At 39.6% G+C, this 21916-nt stretch carries 24 protein-coding genes; 17 read left to right on the top strand and 7 right to left on the bottom strand.

The genetic code is table 11. The annotated features are described in order from the left end of the window. Positions 1 to 2625 (bottom strand): flagellar hook-length control protein FliK, encoded by a 2625-nt coding sequence (gene fliK, locus CWB62_RS11665; protein ID WP_138527446.1) that lies wholly within the window; start codon positions 2623 to 2625, stop codon positions 1 to 3. A gap of 113 nt (positions 2626 to 2738) precedes the next feature. On the opposite strand from fliK, the gene ccmA reads away from it, so the two are divergent. From ccmA to CWB62_RS11615, 10 genes are read left to right on the top strand one after another with little or no spacing between them, the layout of a single operon-like run. After that, positions 2739 to 3359 (top strand): cytochrome c biogenesis heme-transporting ATPase CcmA, encoded by a 621-nt coding sequence (gene ccmA / locus CWB62_RS11660; RefSeq protein WP_138527445.1) that lies wholly within the window; start codon positions 2739 to 2741, stop codon positions 3357 to 3359. After that, positions 3359 to 4045, top strand: a complete 687-nt coding sequence (gene ccmB, locus CWB62_RS11655) for a heme exporter protein CcmB (protein WP_058405077.1) — start codon at positions 3359 to 3361, stop codon at positions 4043 to 4045. Before ccmA ends, ccmB begins: the two co-directional genes overlap by 1 nt. Then, positions 4045 to 4782 (top strand): heme ABC transporter permease, encoded by a 738-nt coding sequence (locus CWB62_RS11650; RefSeq protein WP_058405078.1) that lies wholly within the window; start codon positions 4045 to 4047, stop codon positions 4780 to 4782. Before ccmB ends, CWB62_RS11650 begins: the two co-directional genes overlap by 1 nt. Before the next feature lie 2 nt (positions 4783 to 4784). Continuing rightward, positions 4785 to 4988: a heme exporter protein CcmD gene (gene ccmD / locus CWB62_RS11645; RefSeq protein WP_138527444.1), complete on the top strand. Its 204-nt coding sequence runs from the start codon at positions 4785 to 4787 to the stop codon at positions 4986 to 4988. Beyond that, the gene (gene ccmE / locus CWB62_RS11640; RefSeq protein WP_138527443.1) at positions 4985 to 5464 is read left to right on the top strand and encodes a cytochrome c maturation protein CcmE; all 480 of its coding nucleotides are present in this window, start codon (positions 4985 to 4987) and stop codon (positions 5462 to 5464) included. Before ccmD ends, ccmE begins: the two co-directional genes overlap by 4 nt. Positions 5465 to 5466: 2 nt before the next feature. Then, positions 5467 to 7437, top strand: a complete 1971-nt coding sequence (locus tag CWB62_RS11635; RefSeq protein ID WP_138527442.1) for a heme lyase CcmF/NrfE family subunit — start codon at positions 5467 to 5469, stop codon at positions 7435 to 7437. Continuing rightward, entirely contained in the window at positions 7434 to 8003 is a 570-nt protein-coding gene (locus CWB62_RS11630) for a DsbE family thiol:disulfide interchange protein (protein WP_058405082.1), read from the top strand. Before CWB62_RS11635 ends, CWB62_RS11630 begins: the two co-directional genes overlap by 4 nt. Further along, positions 8003 to 8464, top strand: coding sequence for a cytochrome c-type biogenesis protein (locus CWB62_RS11625; RefSeq protein ID WP_058405083.1), 462 nt, complete (start codon positions 8003 to 8005; stop codon positions 8462 to 8464). The genes CWB62_RS11630 and CWB62_RS11625 overlap by 1 nt, the downstream gene beginning before the upstream one ends. Then, positions 8465 to 9715, top strand: a complete 1251-nt coding sequence (gene ccmI, locus CWB62_RS11620) for a c-type cytochrome biogenesis protein CcmI (RefSeq protein WP_138527441.1) — start codon at positions 8465 to 8467, stop codon at positions 9713 to 9715. 9 nt (positions 9716 to 9724) lie between these two features. Next, complete coding sequence (locus CWB62_RS11615) at positions 9725 to 10456, top strand: MlaA family lipoprotein (RefSeq protein WP_008127611.1); 732 nt, start codon at positions 9725 to 9727, stop codon at positions 10454 to 10456. Positions 10457 to 10536: 80 nt separating this feature from the next. On the opposite strand, the gene CWB62_RS11610 is transcribed toward CWB62_RS11615, so the two are convergent. After that, on the bottom strand, positions 10537 to 11760 hold the full coding sequence (locus CWB62_RS11610) for an EAL and HDOD domain-containing protein (protein WP_058405085.1): 1224 nt from the start codon (positions 11758 to 11760) through the stop codon (positions 10537 to 10539). A 332-nt stretch (positions 11761 to 12092) separates the two neighbouring features. Here CWB62_RS11610 and putP point away from each other — a divergent pair, with 332 nt between their 5' ends. Next, a complete protein-coding gene (putP, locus tag CWB62_RS11605; protein ID WP_058552264.1) occupies positions 12093 to 13571 on the top strand; it encodes a sodium/proline symporter PutP in 1479 nt (492 codons plus the stop codon). 71 nt (positions 13572 to 13642) lie between these two features. Here putP and CWB62_RS11600 read toward each other — a convergent pair whose 3' ends face one another. Next, the gene (locus CWB62_RS11600) at positions 13643 to 13960 is read right to left on the bottom strand and encodes a YebG family protein (RefSeq protein ID WP_058405087.1); all 318 of its coding nucleotides are present in this window, start codon (positions 13958 to 13960) and stop codon (positions 13643 to 13645) included. Positions 13961 to 14275: 315 nt separating this feature from the next. Between CWB62_RS11600 and CWB62_RS11595 the strand changes: the two genes are divergently transcribed. Beyond that, positions 14276 to 14572 carry a ComEA family DNA-binding protein gene (locus tag CWB62_RS11595; protein ID WP_058405088.1) on the top strand — a complete coding sequence of 99 codons (297 nt, stop codon included), beginning with the start codon at positions 14276 to 14278 and terminating at the stop codon, positions 14570 to 14572. A gap of 11 nt (positions 14573 to 14583) precedes the next feature. On the opposite strand, the gene CWB62_RS11590 is transcribed toward CWB62_RS11595, so the two are convergent. The 3 genes from CWB62_RS11590 to CWB62_RS11580 all read right to left on the bottom strand — a co-directional run bounded on the left by CWB62_RS11590 (position 14584) and on the right by CWB62_RS11580 (position 16623). Further along, a complete protein-coding gene (locus CWB62_RS11590; protein WP_058405089.1) occupies positions 14584 to 14886 on the bottom strand; it encodes a DUF6170 family protein in 303 nt (100 codons plus the stop codon). 5 nt (positions 14887 to 14891) lie between these two features. After that, positions 14892 to 15410 (bottom strand): disulfide bond formation protein DsbB, encoded by a 519-nt coding sequence (gene dsbB, locus CWB62_RS11585; RefSeq protein ID WP_058405090.1) that lies wholly within the window; start codon positions 15408 to 15410, stop codon positions 14892 to 14894. Between the two features lie 241 nt (positions 15411 to 15651). Further along, positions 15652 to 16623, bottom strand: a complete 972-nt coding sequence (locus CWB62_RS11580) for an integron integrase (protein WP_058405091.1) — start codon at positions 16621 to 16623, stop codon at positions 15652 to 15654. A gap of 244 nt (positions 16624 to 16867) precedes the next feature. On the opposite strand from CWB62_RS11580, the gene CWB62_RS11575 reads away from it, so the two are divergent. The 3 genes from CWB62_RS11575 to CWB62_RS11565 all read left to right on the top strand — a co-directional run bounded on the left by CWB62_RS11575 (position 16868) and on the right by CWB62_RS11565 (position 18841). Then, complete coding sequence (locus tag CWB62_RS11575) at positions 16868 to 17407, top strand: hypothetical protein (RefSeq protein WP_058405092.1); 540 nt, start codon at positions 16868 to 16870, stop codon at positions 17405 to 17407. A 106-nt stretch (positions 17408 to 17513) separates the two neighbouring features. Next, positions 17514 to 17966, top strand: coding sequence for a hypothetical protein (locus tag CWB62_RS11570; protein ID WP_058405093.1), 453 nt, complete (start codon positions 17514 to 17516; stop codon positions 17964 to 17966). Between the two features lie 128 nt (positions 17967 to 18094). After that, positions 18095 to 18841 carry an SIMPL domain-containing protein gene (locus CWB62_RS11565; RefSeq protein WP_138527440.1) on the top strand — a complete coding sequence of 249 codons (747 nt, stop codon included), beginning with the start codon at positions 18095 to 18097 and terminating at the stop codon, positions 18839 to 18841. Positions 18842 to 18881: 40 nt separating this feature from the next. On the opposite strand, the gene CWB62_RS11560 is transcribed toward CWB62_RS11565, so the two are convergent. Beyond that, a complete protein-coding gene (locus CWB62_RS11560) occupies positions 18882 to 20144 on the bottom strand; it encodes an IS110 family RNA-guided transposase (protein ID WP_058405095.1) in 1263 nt (420 codons plus the stop codon). Positions 20145 to 20495: 351 nt separating this feature from the next. Here CWB62_RS11560 and CWB62_RS11555 point away from each other — a divergent pair, with 351 nt between their 5' ends. Beyond that, positions 20496 to 20807 (top strand): hypothetical protein, encoded by a 312-nt coding sequence (locus CWB62_RS11555; protein WP_058405096.1) that lies wholly within the window; start codon positions 20496 to 20498, stop codon positions 20805 to 20807. 341 nt (positions 20808 to 21148) lie between these two features. Next, positions 21149 to 21400, top strand: coding sequence for a hypothetical protein (locus CWB62_RS11550; RefSeq protein ID WP_138527439.1), 252 nt, complete (start codon positions 21149 to 21151; stop codon positions 21398 to 21400). Positions 21401 to 21916: the final 516 nt, after the last annotated feature.

The following is a 21916-nucleotide window of genomic DNA, read 5'->3' as shown; positions in this document are numbered from 1 at the left end:
CTACACCTTAATATTAATAATTGCATGAGATTTATAAAAAGCAGCATGGGTTGCTTCGCCTCGTTTTAGGTTTAGCTCGGCAACTTGTAAGCCATGTTTAGCAAGTTTTGAGCGCAAGTTATCAAGGTGAGGGTGCGCAATAGCACTCACTTCTTGGCTTGACGCGAGTAACTGACAGTCGAGTGATTTGTCCATTAGCTCGGCTGTAATTTGCAGTTGTCCAAGCTCGGCATAATCAAAATTTAATCTAACAAACCATACGTTTTTCGGCTCTAGTTTATCTGCCGATGGCTTTTTATATTGCCCAAGAGCTATTTCTGTTTGGGCTGCTTCTGGCGGTAATTTCATCGGCAATAAAAATTGTGCCAGCGGGTTACTCTCAGGTTGCTGGTTAGGTGTTGAAACATTAACTTGTGTGAGCGTGTTTTTAACCTGAACAAGCTCTCCAGCAAGCGCTTGAACTTGTGATTGCTGCAGTTGCTCGAGTATTTTTGAACTTGCTTTGCCAGTTTTAAACGTAGGCATAAGCACCTGTAGTAATGCATCAATACCTGTTTTTGACTCAAAAGTAATAGGGGTTACAGATTGGTTAATAATAGGGGCGGCCAAAATACTGACGGCTAGCTGCTCAAGCCCTTTGGTGAAGCTACTTTGCAGGGTGTCATGCGTTAAGCTATGAGGTTGCAATGTCGCCAGTATTTCTCTTTGCACAGCAGTCGGGCTGACGTTGCTGCTTGATACCATCCGATTAAAAGCCTGATTAACCAATGCATTAAGGTCAGGTGTTTGTTTAGTGGCTTTAACTTGAATATCGGCTATTTGACTGCTCAATGGGGGTTTTTCTTCTGAGGTTTTTTGAGTTGAGTCATGCGATGGTGGCAGTTTTAAAAGCGGTGTTAATATTTTAGCTTCAATAGGTTGAAGCATTTGGCTTTGTGAAGCAATAGTCGCTGTGTTATTAAAAACTGTACTTAAAAGGTTATTATTTGCTGGTGTTAAAGATACAACGTGTGTTTGCTGAGCTGTTTGGCTATTAGGCTTGGGGATAGGCAGCGTGGCCAGTTTATTATCTGTGTTAGCTTGTTGCACATGACTAAGTCCCACTTTTGTTAGAGGCAGAGAATTTAGCTCTTTAACTCTAGTTTGTTTTTGCGGTTCGTTATTCAAGGTAGTTTGAACTTGGGCTGTTGAGCTTTTTAATACTTGCTCTGTATTTTTGGCTGCGTGTTCTGCTTTTATTTGAGTGCTTAACGGTGCAACTGGTTGTGTACCTAGCGCTGTTTTACTTTGCTGAGTGGCTTTTTCGATTTGTGGCTGCTTATTTTCTGATGTATTTGTTGTTTTTGCATCAGGTATTTGCAAATGGCTACTCACAACTTTGGCGTTAGGAGATTGCCAAACAGCGACATTTGCTTTTATTAACTGCGTTAACTGTACAATAGGCGGCAGTTGAGAGAAATGCTTAGGTAAAATATTAGCACGATCACCACTGGGCTTTTGCGCATTAGTAGCAACTTGTATACCTGCATGCTCAATTACATTAATTTTATTTGTTAAGGGGGGGGCGGCTTTTAACTGCTTGTTTAAAGTGAGTGATGGCGAGAGTTGAGCTTTATTTTCGTTTGCAAACGATTTGTTTTCAAAATAGCTAACGGCATCATTAATTCGCGTTTTTAAATCACTAAAACTTGTTTGAAGCCACGATTTTATAGGGCTATGAGTACTCACCAATGGGCTTACTTTGATGCTGCTATTATTGTGTGTGGGTGAGGTTGATAAATTGGCGTGTTGCGCAGTCAGTAATTCATTAAAGGGCTTGGAAAAAGAGTTACTTAGCATCACTTTTGCGTTTTCGGCTTGTGTTGTTATTACTAGCTTGTCTGCTTGATTTGTTAGACTTACTTTTACTGGCGAACGAGGAAGTTCAGCTAGCTGCGCGTTCGATACTTGTGTAGTAAAAGAACCTGATTTTTGAGGATGCGTTAAAATGGCTAATTTTGGCGTTGCGTGTAGTTGTGCATTAGGTAACAAGCTTGTTAGCATTTTAACCAGCTTCGTTTGGCTTAGCGGCTGTGTATGAACGGTATCAGCAAAGCGATTAATAACATTAATTTGCGCCCCTTTACTACTGGTGCTCATAACGAGCTTTAAGGGTTGCTCTGTGCTGAGCAATTGTGCCACGTCTTTATTAATGGCAATACTGGCATTGAACTTATCAATAATTAATTTTGGTGCCGGCGTTAAAGCAACCTGAACGGCAAGTGGTTTGCTTTCAACCTCGGCACCGGTACTAATAAAATTGAGTAAGCGTTGTAATTGAGCGGGTTTATTAATTGTGAGTGTTGTTACATTGGGCAAAATAGCAAGCTGTTTACCATCTGCACTTAATTGAATATTAGCGCTGGCTATTTTGTCTAAAGATTGAGGCGCATGGGTTGTACCTAGCCTGAGAGTTTGCCAATGCTTATTAACGAGTACGTCAAGGGTAATGGAGTCTTTAGAAAATTGAATGTTTTTAGCCGCAAGTACTTCACCTGGTAATTGTGGTAACTCATTGGTTTGGTTATTAGTTGATGAATTGATAACCAATGAATTAGATAATGTTATTTGCGTTGGCGTATTCATTATTTTAAATCAAGTTTTCTCTATTTTAAGTGAATCGATTTTAAAGCAATATTCGTATTACCCTATCATTATGGTAGACTAACGCCTAATTTTTGGCAGAGAGAATCGTCATCTTGTTACACATTAAGTCCGTCTCCTGCATCAAGCAAGAACGTTGTTTGTTTGCGGACCTTAATTTTAGCCTTAAAAGCGGTCAAATCATGCAATTAGCGGGTCCTAACGGGGCTGGTAAAACATCGCTATTGCGTATCATCGCCGGTTTTTCTGCGCCTGATGAAGGCGAGGTTTTGTATCAAGAACGCTCAATAAATAAATACTATGAAGAGTTTGCTCACGACTTACTTTTTATAGGCCATAAAACGGGTGTTAACATACAGTTGAGCGCTGTTGAAAATGTACGCTTTTGGTTACGCATCAACGGCTATTCAAATGAGCCCGACCTGTATCCAATTTTGGCAAAGTTAGGTTTGGTGGGCCTTGAAGACGTGCCTGTTAGAATGCTGTCGGCAGGCCAGCAACGACGAGTTGCATTAGTTAGGCTTTGGCTAAGCGACGCAAAATTATGGGTATTAGACGAACCATTTACCGCACTCGATAAAAGCGGTGTTGCATTTTTGCAGCAGCGATTTACTCAACATCTAAATAATAATGGCGCCATATTATTAACTACTCACCAAGATTTAACCGCTCATTTTAGTGATTTACAAACAGTCACATTGGAGTATCGTCACTGATGACTCGTCAACACTCTTATTGGTTACTATTTAGCGCGGTTTTTATTAAAGATGTGAAGCTTGCTTTTCGCCAGCGAGCTGAAATTGTAAACCCAATATTGTTTTTTTTAATTGTTATTTCTTTGTTTCCGTTAGCAATAGGTCCTGAGCCCGGTCTGCTTGCTAGAATGGCGCCCGGTATTATTTGGGTTGCCGCTTTACTCTCTACCATGTTGGGTTTAGATAAATTGTTTAGAGATGATTTTAATGATGGATCTCTTGAGCAGTTAATTGCTTCATCGTACCCTTTGTCACTCACAGTGCTTGCGAAAGTAGCAGCCCATTGGGTGGTAACGGGATTGCCCCTAGTCCTCATGACACCACTGTTTGCGTTGTTACTTAACTTAGACAGTAATGCGCTGGTGGCCACTGTTTTAACGTTATTACTGGGTACACCGTTATTAAGCTTTATTGGTGCAATAGGGGCTGGGCTGACTGTTGGGCTACAAAAAGGGGGTATTTTGATGAGTTTACTCGTACTGCCTTTGTATATTCCAGTTTTAATTTTTGCAACGTCGGCTATCGATACCAGTGTTATGTCGCTGGATTATAGCGGACAACTTGCCATCCTTGGTGCTATGTTAGTTATCGCTATTATTAGCGCACCAATCGCCATATCGTCAGCTTTAAAAGTGAGTATAAGTTAATGTGGAAGTGGTTACATCCCTATGCTAAAGCAGAGCGTGCATACCAGTTATGCAATACGTTCTTGCCTTATTTTGCCGTAGTTACGGTTGTCAGTATGCTCGTTGGTTGGGTGTGGGGGCTTGGTTTTGCACCTGCCGATTACCAACAAAAAGACAGCTACCGTATCATTTTTATTCATGTTCCTTCTGCCATTTTATCAATGGGGGCATATTCCTCTATGGCCATTGCAGCTATTGTTGCACTTGTATGGCAACTCAGAAATGCAGAACTTGCCGTAATTGCAATAGCCCCTGTTGGCGCATGTATGACGGCAATAGCACTGATAACCGGGGCTGCATGGGGTAAACCTATGTGGGGCGCTTGGTGGGTGTGGGATGCACGACTTACATCGGAGCTTATTTTATTATTTTTATATTTGGGCGTCATTTCGTTATACCACGCTTTTGAAGATAAAAAAGCGGCTGGTCGCGCGGCTTCAATCTTGGCTATTGTAGGGGTGATTAACTTACCAATAATTCACTTTTCGGTTGAATGGTGGAATACCCTTCATCAAGGAGCAAGCATTACTAAATTCAATACCAATGCAGTTGACCCAAGCATGTTTTGGCCATTAATGGTAAATATTTTAGCCTTTGCAGCGTTTGTTGGCACAGTCACTTTAATTCGTCTTAAAAATGAAATTTTGCAACGAGAAAAGCATCGCCCATGGGTGCGCCAGTTGCTTAATAGGGGGTAATTATGCAGTTTGACTCTTTTTCTGATTTTATTGCAATGGGAGGCTATGGGTTTTATGTATGGCTTTCATTTGGTACATGTGCAGTTATTTTACTGGGTATTTTAGTGAGCTCTTTAAGAGATACTAAACGTATTATGGCTTCAGTAGAGCAACAAATTGTGCGCGAAGAGCGTATTAAGCAAGCCAAGCAGGAGCAAGCATCATGAATCCCAGACGTAAAAAACGCTTATTAGTCATTGTTGCTATTTTATTTGGCTTGGGTTCTGCCATAGGTTTAGTGCTTTACGCTTTACAAGAAAACATAAACTTATTTTATACCCCAAGTGAATTGATTGACGGCAAAGGCCCGAATAAAGAAAAACCATTTATCGGCCAAAAACTGCGTATTGGTGGCATGGTCGTCCCAGGATCTGTTGATAGAAACGAGAAAAGCTTAGAAGTAAGCTTTAAATTAATTGATACAGGTCCATTAGTTACCGTGAAGTACCAAGGTATATTACCTGATCTGTTTCGCGAGGGGCAGGGCATTGTTGCGCAAGGTGTTTTAATTGAACCTAATGTCATTGAAGCGTTTGAAGTACTGGCCAAGCATGATGAAGAATACATGCCGGCAGAAGTTGCTGAGGCGGTTAAAGGCATTAAGCACGAAAAACCAAAATACAACCTAGATAGTGGTAATTAGCTATGATCCCAGAAATTGGTTACTTTTCTTTAACTCTCGCCATGGTGCTGAGCGTTTTATTATGTATTTTTCCACTTTGGGGCGCACATACAGGTAATCTTCGCTTAATGCGTGCAGCCCCCTCTTTAGCTATTGGTCAGTTTGCGTTTGTATTAATTTCGTTTGCTGCGCTTATATACGCAAGTTTAACTGATGATTTTACCGTGTCATATGTGGCTTATCATTCAAGTAGCACACTGCCTTGGTATTACAAAATAACATCGACTTGGGGCGGCCATGAAGGAGCAATTTTGCTTTGGTTAGTGATGCAAGCTGGATGGACTGCTGTCGTAGCTGCTCGTTCAAAGTCATTACCTTGGGTTTTACGTGCCCGTGTTTTAGGTGTACTTGGCTTTTTAGGAGTCGGCTTCATGATGTATACCTTACTTCTATCAAGCCCATTTGAACGTTTACTTCCTTACTTTCCGGTAGAAGGACGAGATTTAAATCCGCTTTTACAAGATCCCGGTATGATTATTCACCCGCCATTACTTTACATGGGCTATGTTGGCTTATCGGTTGCATTTTCGTTTGCAATTGCAGCACTTTTAACTGGAAAACTCGACAATACATGGGCTAAATGGTCACGCCCGTGGACAATGACCGCGTGGGGCTTTTTAAGCCTAGGTATTACAATTGGCAGTTGGTGGGCTTATGCAGAACTTGGCTGGGGTGGCTGGTGGTTTTGGGATCCAGTAGAAAACGCGTCGCTAATGCCATGGCTTGTTGCAACCGCTTTGCTTCATTCGCTAAGCGTGACAGAAAAGCGCGGTATTTTTAAATCGTGGACCGTTTTACTGGCAATTGCTGCATTTTCGTTAAGCTTGCTAGGCACGTTTATCGTGCGTTCAGGCATTATTGTATCTGTTCATGCGTTTGCAACAGATCCAGACAGAGGTTTGTTTATACTTGCCTTTTTAGGAATAGTTGTTGGCGGTGGTTTAGCGCTTTATGCACTTAGGGTATCGCAGGTTCACAGCGAAGGTCGATACAAGTTTGTATCGCGCGAAGTGGCATTATGGCTAAACAATATCTTTTTAGTTGTGGCAACCTTAATTGTATTACTAGGTACTCTGCTGCCTATGGTGCATAAAGAAATGGGCTTAGGCAGTATTTCTATAGGCGAACCATTTTTTAATAAGATGTTTGCAATACTACTGGTGCCATTTGCTATTTTAATGGGTATTGGCCCTTTTTTACGCTGGAAGCAAAACAAATGGGCGTTTTTACAAAATAAAATCGCAGTGGGTGTTTTGGCCAGTGTGGCAATTACTTGTGTATGGTTATTTTCAGCTTACGATGAAGTCACACCACTTACGCTATTAGCAACAACGCTGGGTGTGTGGGTTGCCATTTCAACCTTGATTGACATTGTGACTAAAGCTGCAGTGCATGGCTCATTAAAAGAAGGGTTAAAACGCTTAGGTGTTAGTTATTGGGCCATGGTGTTGGGCCACATTGGTATGGCATTTGTTATTGCGGGTGTTGCGCTAACCTCTGCGTACTCGGTTGAGCGCGACGTATCGATGAAGCCGGGTGATACAGTGCAGCTAAACCAATATAACTACCGTTTTGAAGGCGTTAAAACAATTCGTGGACCTAATTACAGTGGCCATGCTGGTGTTGTTACGGTGCTAAAAAACGATGACGTAGTGACTCGTTTGTACGCTGAAAAACGTAAATACGACATTGGCATGCAATTCATGACAGAAGCTGCCATTGACGCTGGTTTTACTCGTGATTTATACCTTGCTCTAGGCGAGCAATTAAGCCAAGGAGCTTGGTCGCTTCGCATATACCATAAGCCGTTTGTGCGTTGGTTATGGATTGGTGGTGTATTAATTTCACTTGCAGGGTTTATGATTTTGTTTGATAAACGTTACCGTACATCTGCAAAAACAGCTCGAAAAGCTGCGGCGGAGAGCGTGCTATGAACCGTAAATTGTTAGCCATAGCGCCTCTTTTAGCCTTTGCTTTTATTTGTATATTTTTGTACCAAGGGCTGTTTGCAAACCCACGTGAAATACAAACAGGGCGAATTGGCCATGAAATGCCGGCTTTTACCCTTCCTGATTTAATGCAAGACAACAAGCAATGGACCAACGAAGCGTTAAAAGGCGAGGTTTATTTATTGAATGTGTGGGGCACGTGGTGCCCAACCTGTTTAGCAGAGCTGGGTTACTTAACAAAGTTGCGAGAGCAAGGCGTTAAAATTATTGGCTTGTATTATGTGCAAGGTTACGACGCAGACTTTGATGGTCCTTTTGACATGCAAGCACTACGTACTGAAGTACAAGACATGCTTGAGCGTGCGGGTAATCCTTATCAGTTTAATATTTTGGATTTACACCGCACGCTGTCGTTAGATTTGGGCGTATCGGGTGCGCCAGAAACATTTTTAATCGATAAAAACGGCACCATTTTGCTACACCATACCGGTGATATTAATCCACGAGTATGGCGTTCTAAATTTGCACCTATGATGCAGGAGCTGAAATAATGAAGTGGCTATTGTTTTCACTCAGCCTTTTACTAACGACAAGCGCATTAGCACAAGCTGATCGCTACGTATTTGATACCGACGAGCAAGCGGTTCGTTTTGAAGAGCTTACAAAAGAACTTCGTTGTCCTAAATGTCAAAACCAAAATATTGCAGATTCAGACGCTATTGTTGCCAAAGACCTTCGTGAAAGAGTGGTAGAGCTAGTTAAAGAAGGCAACACAAAAGACGAAGTAATTGACTACATGATTGACCGCTATGGTTATTTTGTTCATTACGACCCACCTGTGACACCTGCAACACTGGTACTTTGGGTATTGCCGGTACTCATTGTTATTGTTGGATTTGGTTTTATTGTAATCCGTCAGCGTAAAGCGTCTGTAAAGCAGACCTGGAGCAACCAAGATGAAGTACTTTTAAATAAGCTAATTGAACAAAATAAACGTCAGGAGCAAAGTTAAATGATTTTAATGTGGGCGTGTTTTGCTTTACTCACACTGATTGCACTGGCGTTTGTTATGCTGCCTTTTTTGCAAAAAGAGCGTGTTAAAACAATTACTCATAACGCAAATGCAGAGCTTATAAGTATTTATGAACAGCGTTTAGTCGATTTAAAGACTGATTTAGATAACCAACGTATTGATGATGTTAACTACTCTGAATCGATAGTAGAACTAAAACGCCGCTTACTTAATGAGCTGTCACCAGAAAAATCATTGATTAGTAAAGGTAACAACCGTATTTTTGCCCTGACAGGGGGGGCATTTGTTATTGCACTAAGCGGTATTTTTTATAGTTTAACAGGTAGCCAACAACAAATATCAGCATGGCACGATGCCATGGATAATCTGACTGAATACGGTGAGCGCGCAGTGATGCAAAAAGGCGAGCAGCTTACTCAAAATGAGCTACAAGCATTTGCACTGGCACTGCGCACTAAGTTAAGTCGATCAGGCGATGACGAAATGGCATGGATGTTACTCGGTCGTGTTGCGATGTCATTGAATGAGTTTGATATGGCTCAGCAATCATTTGATAAAGCACTGCGCATGAACCCTGATAACAAACAGGTATTAATAAGTTACAGCCAAATTTTACTCCTTGAAGGCAGTGAAGCCAACATGACACGTGCTGCGGGTATGTTGTCAAAAGTATTAAATGCAGAGCCCACTAATTTAGATGCTATTTCGTTATTAGCGCTGATTGCTTACGAGCGAAAGGACTGGCCTCAAGCCAAAGCTGCATTTGAAGTATTACTAGCCAGTATGGAAAAAAATGATTCTCGTTATGGCTTAATATCTCAGCGTATTGCAGATATTGAACTGCAAATGCAAAGCGAAGGTTCTGTAATGCCAGTAACTAAAGCCAATAGCATTGCTGTTACCGTTAATGTTGCCAGTGAGCTTATTAGTAAATTGCCGCAAGAAGGGACTTTGTTTGTATTTGCAAAAGCCGCGAGCGGTTCGCCAATGCCACTTGCTGCTGTAAAACTCACTTCGTATTCATTCCCTATTACAGTTGAATTAAACGACAGCACTGCCATGGTTGAAGGTATGAACTTATCTAGCGCAGAAGATATTATTATATCGGCGCGTGTTTCGTTAGATGACTCTGTTATGCCAAGTTCAGGTGAATTAGAAGGGCATTCCTCTTCACTAAAGCGTGAAAGCGTAAGTGAATACCAACTTAAAATAGATACATTAATACCTTAAGGACGACACATGTTAAGACAAAGTTTAGCTTTTTTAAGCTTTTTGATACTTGCCGGTTGTGCGCAAGTACCAGAAAGTAAAGTCGATGAAAGAGATCCATTACAAAGTATTAACCGTCCGCTGTATGACTTTAATATGGATGTTTTAGACGCTTACATACTTCGCCCAGCAGCAGTGGGTTATGTTGCTGTGACTCCTGTGCCTGTGCGTCAAAGCATTGTTCACTTTACGGATAACCTAACTGCACCGGTTGATATGGTAAATGCTGGGCTACAGGGTAAACCGGGTAACGCCAGTGTTAGCCTTGCACGCTTTTTAGTGAATTCTACAGTGGGCATTTTTGGTATTTTTGATGTCGCTAGTTCTCTTGGTTTAAATCGAGTAGATGAAGATTTTGGCCAAACAATGGGCGTGTGGGGCATTGGTGATGGTGCATACTTAATGCTACCAGCAATGGGGCCAACAACAGCAAGAAACTTAACCGGTGACGTAGTAGATAATTTTGTATTACCAGAAATAGCCCTAACTACGCCACAAACTGTGTTAGTTTTTGCTTTAAAAGCAGTAGAAGCACGCGCGTCTTTAATGGCGCAAGAAGGGCTTTTAAATGACTCACTTGACCCCTACTTATTTGTAAAAGATATTTATTTTCAACGTCAATTATTCGAGCTTTACGATGGCAATCCGCCAATTAAAGAAGAGCCAGCCGACTTTGATGAAGACTTTCTAGAAAGTTTATAAGTGAATCAAACGTAAAAACGCCAGCTAAATGCTGGCGTTTTTATTATGAAATAAGGTTTACTAAGTACCCTACGTTATATTTAGGTATTAACCATCAAACTCATTTGCTCGTTAACCCAGCTTAATGCTTCATGATAAGCATCAGGAACTTGGTCGGCAATATTGAGTGCCTTAGAAATGTCGTTTGCTTGTGACCAATCTGCTTTTTCGTAATGCTTAACAAGGTTTAAATATTGCGCTAATAATCCTTCGTTATCTAACAATGCCGCTTTAATGTCGTTAGATAAAGGAAGCTTTTGCATCACACTTTGCATACTTTCATCTAAAATGGCATCCATTAGCGACATCATACCGGTTAAAAACGCCATGCCTGTATCTTTCATTTGCCCATGTGAAATAGCTAATAGTTCACAAAAGCGAGCGCGCGTGAGAGATAACCTAATTAACTCTACCGGTTTATCAGCCGATACTTGTGCAGCAAATAACAAAGAGAGCAGTTTTTTAATTTCTTGAGCACCTAAAACAATAAGCGCTTGTTTTATTGTGCTTATTTCCGCTCGTCGTGTAAAAGCTGCTGAGTTTGAGTATCTAAGTAGTTTGTAAGACAGGTTTACATCACGTTCAAATACATCGGTGATTTTTTTAAGATCCATCTCTACACTTGACGTTTGGTAGAGTAATTCTGCAAGGGCCATTTCTGATGGCGGTAGCGCTTTGCTTTTAACCATTTCTGGTTTTGAAAAGAAAAATCCTTGAAAGTAATCAAAGCCAAGCTCTAACGCTAAGCTGTATGCTTCATATGTTTCTACTTTTTCTGCTAAAAGCTTTATATGCGGTTGTGCCTTTAGCTCTTTTATAATGGTTTTTATTGTTGCTAAATCACACGTTAAAAAGTCGATTTTAATAATATCGATAAACGGATAAAAGTGGCGCCATACCGGCTGGTGAATATAATCATCGAGCGCGATGGTATAGCCCTTGTCTTTTAGGTCTTTAACAATAGCAAGTAAGCGTTTACCGGGTTGAATTGTTTCAAGTATTTCTACAACAATGGTGTCTTTACCCAATAGGGTAGGGTAACCCTTAAGTAAGGTTTCGAGTGTAAAGTTAATATAAGCAGGCTTGTTATCGGTTAAGTCTTCTAAACCAAAGTTAAACTGACTGCCTTCAATTAAGCGCGTAGTTGCTTCGTCACCATCTATATTGGGGAATACATTATCCACGCCATCACGAAACAAAAGCTCGTAGCCAATAAGCTCTTTATCACGATTTAAAATAGGTTGGCGCGCAGCATAAAAATACATAAAAAAATCCGTGTCAGTCAAGTCAGTCGCTATTGTAATAATATATTAGAAAACATACAAAATAGCATGCTGTATATTTTGCTAAATAATGAAATAGCATTATTAAATAAATGCGCTTAGCTATTTTGTACATGTTAAAACGCTTTTTTTAGCAATCGTTTTCAACATGATTATTTTTAAACTAAGAAAATACAACAAATAGAGATTTTTATGGCAGGCATGATATAGTCCGAAAGAATGCTTTTATCCTAATAGTGACTTTATTATAAAATTTTAAGAGTCAATATTCGGATCAAAAGCCTGCTACTTTTAATTGTTTTATGGAGGCGAATTTGGAAACAGGAATGATCATTTCATTGTCACTATATTTTGTTGTTATGCTAGGTATTGGTTTATATGCCTATAAGCAGTCAACAAGTGATGTTTCTGGTTATATGCTGGGTGGTAGAAACTTGTCACCAAGTGTTGCAGCACTTTCAGCGGGTGCTTCAGATATGAGTGGCTGGATTTTAATGGGTTTACCTGGCGCCATGTTTGTTACTGGCTTAAGTAGCACATGGATTGCATTTGGCTTAATTGCCGGTGCATGGTTAAACTACTTTTTAGTTGCACCGCGTCTAAGGGTTTACACTGAAAAAGCGAATGACTCTATTACCATCCCTGATTACTTTTCTAACCGATTTAACGATAAATCAAATTTACTACGTGTTGTATCGGCAGTTGTAATTATTGTGTTCTTCACACTGTATACCTCTTCAGGCGTTGTTGCCGGTGGTAAACTATTTGAAAGCTCATTTGGCTTAAGCTACGAAATGGGGCTGTATATCACAACGGGTGTTGTTGTTTTGTATACACTCTTTGGTGGCTTTTTAGCGGTTAGTTTAACTGACTTCGTGCAAGGCTGTATTATGTTTATTGCACTTATTTTAGTGCCCGCTGTTGCTTATTCATTATTAGATCAACCATTGCAGTCAACCTTAAACAGCGTTAACCCAGACATGCTTAGTTGGATAGGTGCAGGGTCTGCGCTAGGTATTATTTCAGCAATGGCGTGGGGCCTGGGTTACTTTGGGCAACCACATATAATTGTGCGTTTTATGTCGGTGCGCAGTGTTAAAGATATGCCAACAGCGCGTCGTATTGGTATGTCTTGGATGATTGTTGCTGCAATAGGCGCCGTAGGTACAGGTATTTTTGGTGCGGCTTATACGTACGAGAATAATATAGTAGTGGATGATCCTGAAACTATATTCCTGATCCTTTCAGAGCTCCTGTTCCACCCACTTATTGCTGGCTTTTTACTTGCTGCAATATTAGCTGCAATTATGAGTACAATTTCATCTCAGCTATTAGTAAGTTCAAGCTCACTAACTGAAGATTTTTACAAAACATTTTTACGTAAAGAAGCCAGCGACGCAGAGCTTGTACTGGTAGGGCGCATTAGCGTGTCTATTGTTGCAATACTCGCTATTTATCTAGCGTACGATAGAGACAGCTCTATTTTAGATTTAGTAAGTAATGCGTGGGCAGGCTTTGGTGCTGCATTTGGGCCGCTTGTATTGTTTAGCCTTTACTGGAAACGTATGAACTTTGCGGGTGCGCTTTCGGGGATGGTTGTGGGTGCGGTTACCGTTTTACTATGGATTTACGGCCCGTTCACAATCAATGGTGAAAGTTTAAGTAGCGTAATGTACGAAATTGTCCCGGGCTTTATACTCGCGAGTATTGCTATTGTAGTTGTAAGTTTAGCAACCAATGAGCCTAATTCAGATATAACAACGTTATTTGATGAAGTAGAGAAAGAGCTTTAATTAATATTTGTTTTTATAAAAGCTGTAAAAAAGGGAGCAACTAAGTTGCTCCCTTTCTTTTTGCAAAATATTTAGCTTGCTTGTTTGGCGTTGTTATCGTCTATCGATGCAACGTTATCTGACTTTTTATTTTTACTTACCGCTTTAGCAGTAGCAGGTTCTTTGGCACCTTTAAGTACCGACATAAAGTCGTCTTTGCTTTTTGCTATTTCTAACGCAAGCGATTCTATTTGTTGCTCACTTAATGGCACGTCTACTTTTTCTAGCATCAGCTCAAGTGATTCTGCTATGTCTAGCATTTTGTCATAGGCATCAGCTTCTTTTTTAGTAGTAAACGTCATGCGTTCGACTCCGTTTCGTTCTACAACATATTTAACAACAACAGCCATGATTTCTCCTGCAAACTTGCTTGGCACTGTGGTTTATAAAAAACCATAAGATTACTGTTTTTATATACAGTAAAGGTTTGCAAGTAAATATGCAAGCGCAGAGTTGTAATTTTTAAGTGTCTTAAATTTGACAAAAAACGGTAACTTAACTTTATTTAATATATCACTTGGTTGTACCAGCTGCATTTTAAGGATTTCGGAGAAAAGTGATAATGCATTTAGGTACCTCCAAAGTGGCTAGCCTCGCGTTTGTTATTTTTGGGTTCCTAATAATTAAAATAAATATGTTCTAAAATGGACAATAAGGACGATAAAATGAAAACCTTTAAAATTTTACTTATAGCAAGCTTATTAAGTATCCTACCTGTTACGACCTCTTACGCGCAATTACCTGAAGTAAGCAAATCTATGGCTCCCATCGAGGCGGTGAGCATTAATGATGCAGATGCTAAAATGTTAGCTAAACTGCCTGGAATTGGTAAGAAAAAAGCACAAGCAATAGTAAATTACCGAGATGAAAATGGTGTATTTACAAGCCTTGAGGATTTAGCCAAGGTGAAGGGGATAGGTAAAAAAGTAATGAGCAAGTTAGAAGGTAAAGTTAAACTTTAAAAAAAAGGGCGCTAAGCGCCCTTTTCATGTTGTTGTAGTGCTTCGTCTAGGTTTCTTCGTGCAAAATTAATATCAACAGGGGCGGTTAATAACGGATAAAAAAGTCCACCTAATAGTAAAAAGGGAATAATTAACCAACCTTCAAAAAGGGTAAATATTAAAAATAATGGGCTTAATAGCAATATTTTGATAATACGGAGTAATACACGGTCTGTTGGCGACAACATTGATAAAGACCGTGCTATAACAAGCTGCCTCTCGCGTATTTTTAAATGCTGTAACTGTTTAAGTTGGCTAGAAAAAAATGTAAACATAATTATTAAACCGTTCTTTTTAGTATTAATCGACTACCCAATACAATAAAAAATGCCAGTGCAAAAAATGCAAAAATAACTTCCATCCAAGCAGGCATGCTAAGCGATAAAAACTCCCAATCTATGTTACCGCAATCGCCAGTGGCTTCAAAAAAGCTTGGTATCCATTCATGCAGCGGCATAAACGATGGAAAATTAGGCTCAAATTCACAGCTAAACGCAAATGGATCGGTGGTTGTTTGCATATCTATGTGCTCACGGGCAATTAAATACCCCCAAATGCTCGATACTCCCCAAGCAATATAAGCAACTATACGCATTATTTTGCTTTGTGGATTAATTGACCCAACAATACCCGCGCCAAGTAATCCTAATACCGCGGTTCGTTGATATATACACATAATACAAGGCGCTAACCCCATATTGTATTGAAAAAACAATGCGGTTACTTCTAGCATAAAAACAATCGCAGAAAATAAAAGCCAAGGTGTTCGTTGAGTCGGTAATTGCGCAAGCCAGTTCATAAAAAGTCCGCTAATAAATAAGGCGTTAGATTATGACGCACGAAAAAGTAAGCGGCAACAAAAAGAGTGAGATAAAAAAGTTTTATAGCTATCCTCCAAAAAATGTTCCAGTACTCTAAAAGGCCATGTTGAAATACTCTGTGATATGTTTTTATGCATATTGTGGTATTGATGGATTTACATTTTTACTACTGGAAAATATGTGCTTTGCCCATTTGTTTGCCTCATAGTAGGCCTTACTCTAGAAAATTTTGCTTAACGGGCTAACAACACCGTTTGCTCCTTGCTGTAAAACATGAGTGTAAATCTGCGTGGTTTTAACACCTGTATGACCTAACTGAGCTTGCACCGTTCTTATATCTGCTCCACTTTGTAACAAGTGTGTTGCAAAAGAATGACGAAAGGTATGAGGCGTAACAATCTTTGTAATATTGGTTTGCTTTAATGCCTTTTTAACCGCTTTTCTAACACATGTTGGATGGAAGTGATGACGCCGTATCTCGCCGGTTTCTAGATCACTACTTAATTTGTAGGAAGGAAATAAGTACTGCCACGCGAGTGATTTGTTAGCTGACGGATATTTACGAGCTAAAGCGTTTGGCATCCATACGCCTGCGTATTGTTCGTTTTGTAAATCTAATCGCAAATATTCTTCAACTTGCATAATTTGATTTCTAAGTAACGGGAGCAACTCAGTTGCAAGTGTAACGATACGATGCTTATTGCCTTTCCCGTTCCAAATTTGAATGCATTTATAATCAAAATCAATGTCTTTTACTCGCAGCTGCACAGCCTCCATCACTCGCAAGCCACTACCATACATTAACCCCACGATTAAGTAATATCGCTTAGATAGATGAACCATCAATTGTTTGACCTCATCAGGGGTCATCACAACAGGCAATTTGGGCTGTCGCTTACTTCGTGCAAAGTTCAAGTTTAACGAAAGTTCATTTTTGACAATATGTTTATATAAAAAAGCTAACGCATTTAAAGCTGCACATTGTGTTTTAGCTGACATGTTACGTTTTAATACAATATGGTCTAAAAACGCTTCGACTTCTGAATCTCCCATTGAGCTTGGGTGGCGTTTGTTGTGAAAGTGAATAAAATTTGCGATCCAACTCAAATAAGCATTAATAGTTCTTAATGAATATTGTCGAGTGAGCATATAGTCCGCAATGTAATTTAAATACGCAGAGCGAGTTTTCATTTTCAATCCGTCGAATTTTAACTGTATGTATATACAGTTATAGCTCAGTCGCTCGCATAGTCAAGAAAACGACCCAGTCGCTCGTTTTATACTGAGAGGAAAAACGAGCACTGATGAATTTTAATAACACTGGCAATTAGTTGACAAGTTTGTTAAAAATAAACCAATAAGAAAACGAGCTACGCTTTGGTAGAAATACGCGCGATTAGCTCGCTATAAACATGTTAGTTTGCAAGGAAGCACCGTGCACATCGAATTCATGAGAGATAAAAGTAGAGTTATGCCACAAATAGAAAAACCTGAGGAGGTTATTTCTATGACGGTCTGGCATTGTAACTTTGAGTCGCTTAATCAAATCTCTAATTGTGTGAATTTAGAGCAACTATCTATAGCGACATTGCCTGAGGATGATTTTGATTTCCTTGAAAAGTGCTCGAAATTAAAGCTGTTATCAATTGTTCATTTGCCAGACATTTCAAGCCTTGAAACTTTCCCTATTTTAAGACAACTCGAAACGATCTCACTTGAAACATTGCCAAGCTGGGACTCCTCGGGTAAAAAGACAATAATTGATTCACTATGTCCCTTATCAATGCTCCCTAATTTAAAGTACCTAGAGCTATTTGGTGTGGTTCCAAAAGACTTATCACTTGAGTCACTGAGTCTTTTTAGTGATTTAAAAAGCGCTCGATTTTCCAAGTACCCTAAAAAGATCATAAATGCATTTTACAAGCACCATTCTGTAAGCGATGATTGGGCACCGGAGTTTAAAATTGCAAACTAACAAGCTAATTAATAAGGACAAAAAACAGTTGGCTGTTTTCGTTCCTCAACATTTTAGCCAACAATTTTTTGCCCATTATTAGGGCGTTAGGTAACTAAGGAAGGTCATGCGCAAATATCTAGTGTGGATTTTAATGCTTCAAGCATTTAGCTCGTATGCTTCAAATGGTTGTTTTGATATGCAAGGCTTTGTTCTTAAAGCAGGTGACAAAAATTCGCTTGGGGTAGAAGCACTATTGTCCTGTGGTCGCTTTACTGGCTTATGTGATTTATATATTAGAATCCCTTCGGAATATGACACAGCAGCAATAATTTATGATCTTGAAGGTACAGAGGATTCAGAATTATATATTCCAACTCCTGTCTATGACTGGGATGAAGAATATGCAAAAAAAGAGTATCGTTCACCTAGCGATATAGTTACTTTCTTAAGTCCTAAATTTCATGGTGTACATATTCAAATTAAAAAAGATTATGCAGAGCATTCTACTCTTCATATAACAGAGTCAAATGGTTGTGAGTTCATAGACATAGAAAATTTGTCTGGTTGGTTCAAATAGTTACCTAACAAATCGCTCAAACACGGACGTTCAAAGGTTGGCTTCGCTCGTGCCTCGCAAAATTTAGCCAACCATTTCACGCCGCTTAGCTCGGCGTTATGTAACTAATTATACTATGGAGTGTATTCTTGAAATTTAAAATAATGACTATTGCATTACTTTTTACACTTTCTGCTTCAGCAGAGACAGAGTTAAAAGGTAGCCCTAAGGAGCTTAAAAGCTTTTTACACCCTGAAGTTAAAACTATATCTATTACAGAAAGCGCCGAAGAAATTGCATTCAAAGATGAAGCTGTTTTGAGTCTGTTAGTAACAACGGAAGATGATAAATTAGCAATATCATTAAGTAAAAACGCTAAAGTTAGGGCTGATATATCATCTGCACTAACCGCCAATAAAATTCCATTAGAAAACATTAAAAACTCAAAGTTTTCAACTTCACCTGATTATGGTTGGTTTGGGAATAAACCTGATAGTTATAAAGTTGCTAACACTGTGACTGTTGTTATAAACAATGAAACAGGCCTACAAAGTATTGCAAAAATTGTAGATTCCTACGATGAAGTCACGTTAATAAGTACAGAATACAGGCACTCGGAAAAAGAACTTTATAAACAAAAAGTAAAAGAAAAAGCATTAAATAAAGTATTAAAACAAAAAGAATTTTACGCTAAAAGTTTAGGGCTCAAACTAAAGCCGATATCTTTTACTAATCAAGCCTCGTTTGCAAATGACGATATTGAAAGAATTGTAGTAACGGGAAGTAGAGTTAAGAGAAGTGATTATTCAAGTGTTAACAGTGAAGAGCGATCCCAGACATCATTTGAAAAAATAACTTACAGTACAAATGTAACGGTTCAGTTTATAGTGGAATAGTTACATAACAACACGCCCTGAGGTGGACGACTAGTAAAATTTAGCTATTAATTGCAAATTTTAAAAGTGGTGAGCCTCTGCGTTTCAATGCTGCTAAATATGTCGATTCATCGTAGGGTGTATTCGTTTTCCAACACCTAAATACAATCCTTATCCATTTAAATGCCAGTGATCTAATAATGCTATTATGCGGCTTACCCTTGGCTTTTTGTTGCTCATAATACGCCTTAGCCCAAAATGAATAACGAATAGAAAAGCCTGCCCATTCTACAAATGTTTGCCTTAAAAAAGTGGGGCAACTATAACGCCAATGCGTCCACATTTTTTGACCACTGCGCTCAATAACAGGCGCTATACCTGCGTACTTTTGAAGTTCTGCAGCATCATTGTAACGCGCACGATTACTCCCAAAAGCAACAAGTAATCGTGGGGCGAGTTGTGGACCTGCGCCGGGTAAGCTATCAAATATCTTTTTATCCTGCTGGGCTTTATAAGCCGATTTTATTGCTTTATCGAGCTTTTCAATGCCCTTTAATAACACTTTAAATTGCGTGATAAGCACTTCAACGAGCATTTGATTAGGTACAATTACTCCTTCGTCAAGAGTTAATGGCATCGCATTTTTAATACTGTCTAGTCGTGCATTATTAACCGTGCAATAGTGTGAATTATGACTCTCAAAAAAGTCGAGTAAGGTCTGTTTTCTTGCTTTTTTAACCGCAATGAGCGATGGCCATTTCTGAATGAAGTCGCAAAATATATACGTGTCCTTTTCTTTAAACCATTCAAGTGCCTGCGGGTAATAATTCTTTAATGTCGCCGTTATTTTATTGGATAAATCGACACTGTCTTGCACTAAACTTCGGCGATATTCAACAAGCTGAGACAGCGTTCGCATAGCTGCTGACTCGGGCTCAATGACAGAGAGCTTATCCATGTGTAACTTAAGAATTTCAACTTGCAGAAAGGCATCTGATGGGTCATCTTTTGCGCCACTGGGCGTAAAAGCCTGGCGATATTTAGCAACAGCACAAGGATTAACGGTGAATAAAGTAAGGTGGTCGTATTTAGCTAATGCATAAATAAGCGGGCCTTTTTTAAGTTCGCAAACAATCGCTATTTTTTGGTCTGGATAACGCTGTTTAATATCCATAGCCCATTCATGCAACGCTTCAGGTCTGTGTTTAACAACGGTGTAATGATATTTATTAGTGCTTGTTGGATGCTCACAAATATCATATTTTTTATCGGCCCAATCAATGCCAATGAGTGCAGCAAAATTATCAACGTTATATGCTTTCATTTTATAGCGCCTACGGTTAAAGTTAAGGACGGAATGTGCTTAAATCTGGTTTCTCGCAGGTCTTATAGATAGTCTTGGTCGGCAATCCCTGAGTATGCGTTTTGAAATCGAGGTGCTCTGTTGGCTCGAACGTCTTGTTAAAAACATTGGATGTTTGTCATTCAATATTCGTAACCAACAGAAGCATATTCCACTTAATATAATAGTCAGTTACTTTTAAATTAAGTGGCTTGGTCGAACTATAAGTCATTAAAGAAAGACTCGTCACGGCTTGCTCGAGTTCCTTCGTCACTTAGTTTAGCAAGCCTTAACTCGCTTCTTAATGAGGCGTCAGGCCTATAGAGGTAAAACATGATTTCAGAGGCAGATTGGAAACACTTCAAACAAGTTAAGGCAGATGCATTAGATAAATGCTGCCAGCAAGTTTTGGACGAAGTGCGTAAAGGAATCGATAACCCCGAACTTTCAAATCATGAAAAATATCTTTATTTGTATAAATTGATGGAAAACAGCGACAAACGTATCGCCAACACATTCGATTACAATGCAAGGTCTAAAGCTATGCTGCAACTTGCATTAATGAAATCAGACGGCCTTCTAGAAGTTAAACAAATTAGTGACTTCTCAGATGAGTTACAAAGTTTTATTAATAGCCATGACTAACTTATCAGCACGGCCTAACAACTCAATAAACTCACTCACTTCGTTCGCTGGGACGCATACACGCTGGGCGGCTTCCCCATTATGCCCCACGTGCCTGCGACCGTTATTGAAAAGTTAGTTGCCCATAAGGATTCAGTACATTGTTCGAGAAAAATCCTAGAGTTAAAGAGATCAAGTTGAGTCGGGAGTATGATTTTTCGTATGAAAACTTTGTACTGGCAACTCAGCACGATGTTTATCTACTAATCGAAAGGACTGATGACTCCATATACGGTATTAAATTTAGGTCTAGGCTGGTCAAATATGGCAGTCCAAACGATGAAGCGCGGGGAGGGCATCCTTTGACTAAGTATGGCTTAGGTTTTTATGGTTTCTACGAAGTTGAAAACTCTCCATGGATAAAAGAGCAAATTGAACTAAATAAAGTACATCCCCGACATAGCGATTCGTTGTTTTCTGGGCTGTCGCACTATGTAGCGTGCTTTCAAGATGTGATGCTTGAAATAACATCGAGATCCTATGAAGAGTTTAAAATGAGTCAACAAGAATTAAATGTAGTTCTAAAAGAGCAGGTGTCTAATCTTGAGGTTTAAGCAACTAACAAGCAAAGGCAGCATCGCCCCTGCGGGGCTGGACCTCGCTACGCTCGGCCGCTGCTTTGGGCGTTGGTATGACTCCCACTGTCATGTTAAACACACTGATCCTTGCTTAACTTTTTAAGCCATAATTACTTCAGCTCGAATTAGAGCGAGTTAATACATAGGATGAAGCAAGTAATGTCGTCGGTTATCTTGCTGATATGACTACAGGCGTCCTGCCTTTCGTGAATCAGCTTCGCTGTTCAAAATTGTTCCTGACAATTTTGTCGTTGGTTATTACTATTTCTAGTAAAAGAGCAGACCTTACTTATTGCGTCCTGTGGCGGTCACCGATCGCACCTGTCTTCAGTCTATGTTCGTGGTTCAATGCAGCGTTAGCTGCATTGCCATCTGGACTTATTAATATGTATGTAATGGGGGCAATAGTATTCATACAGTTAGTTTTAGCGTACTCAAAGTAACGTCCGCATAACAAGCGACTTTGGTGCAATAGCGTGTAAATGCTGCTTT

This window comes from Pseudoalteromonas sp. S408, assembly GCF_005886645.1.
In the GTDB taxonomy this organism is placed as follows: domain Bacteria; phylum Pseudomonadota; class Gammaproteobacteria; order Enterobacterales; family Alteromonadaceae; genus Pseudoalteromonas.
Note: the sequence above shows the minus strand (reverse complement) of the source record. Positions and strands in the feature narration are given on the sequence as shown.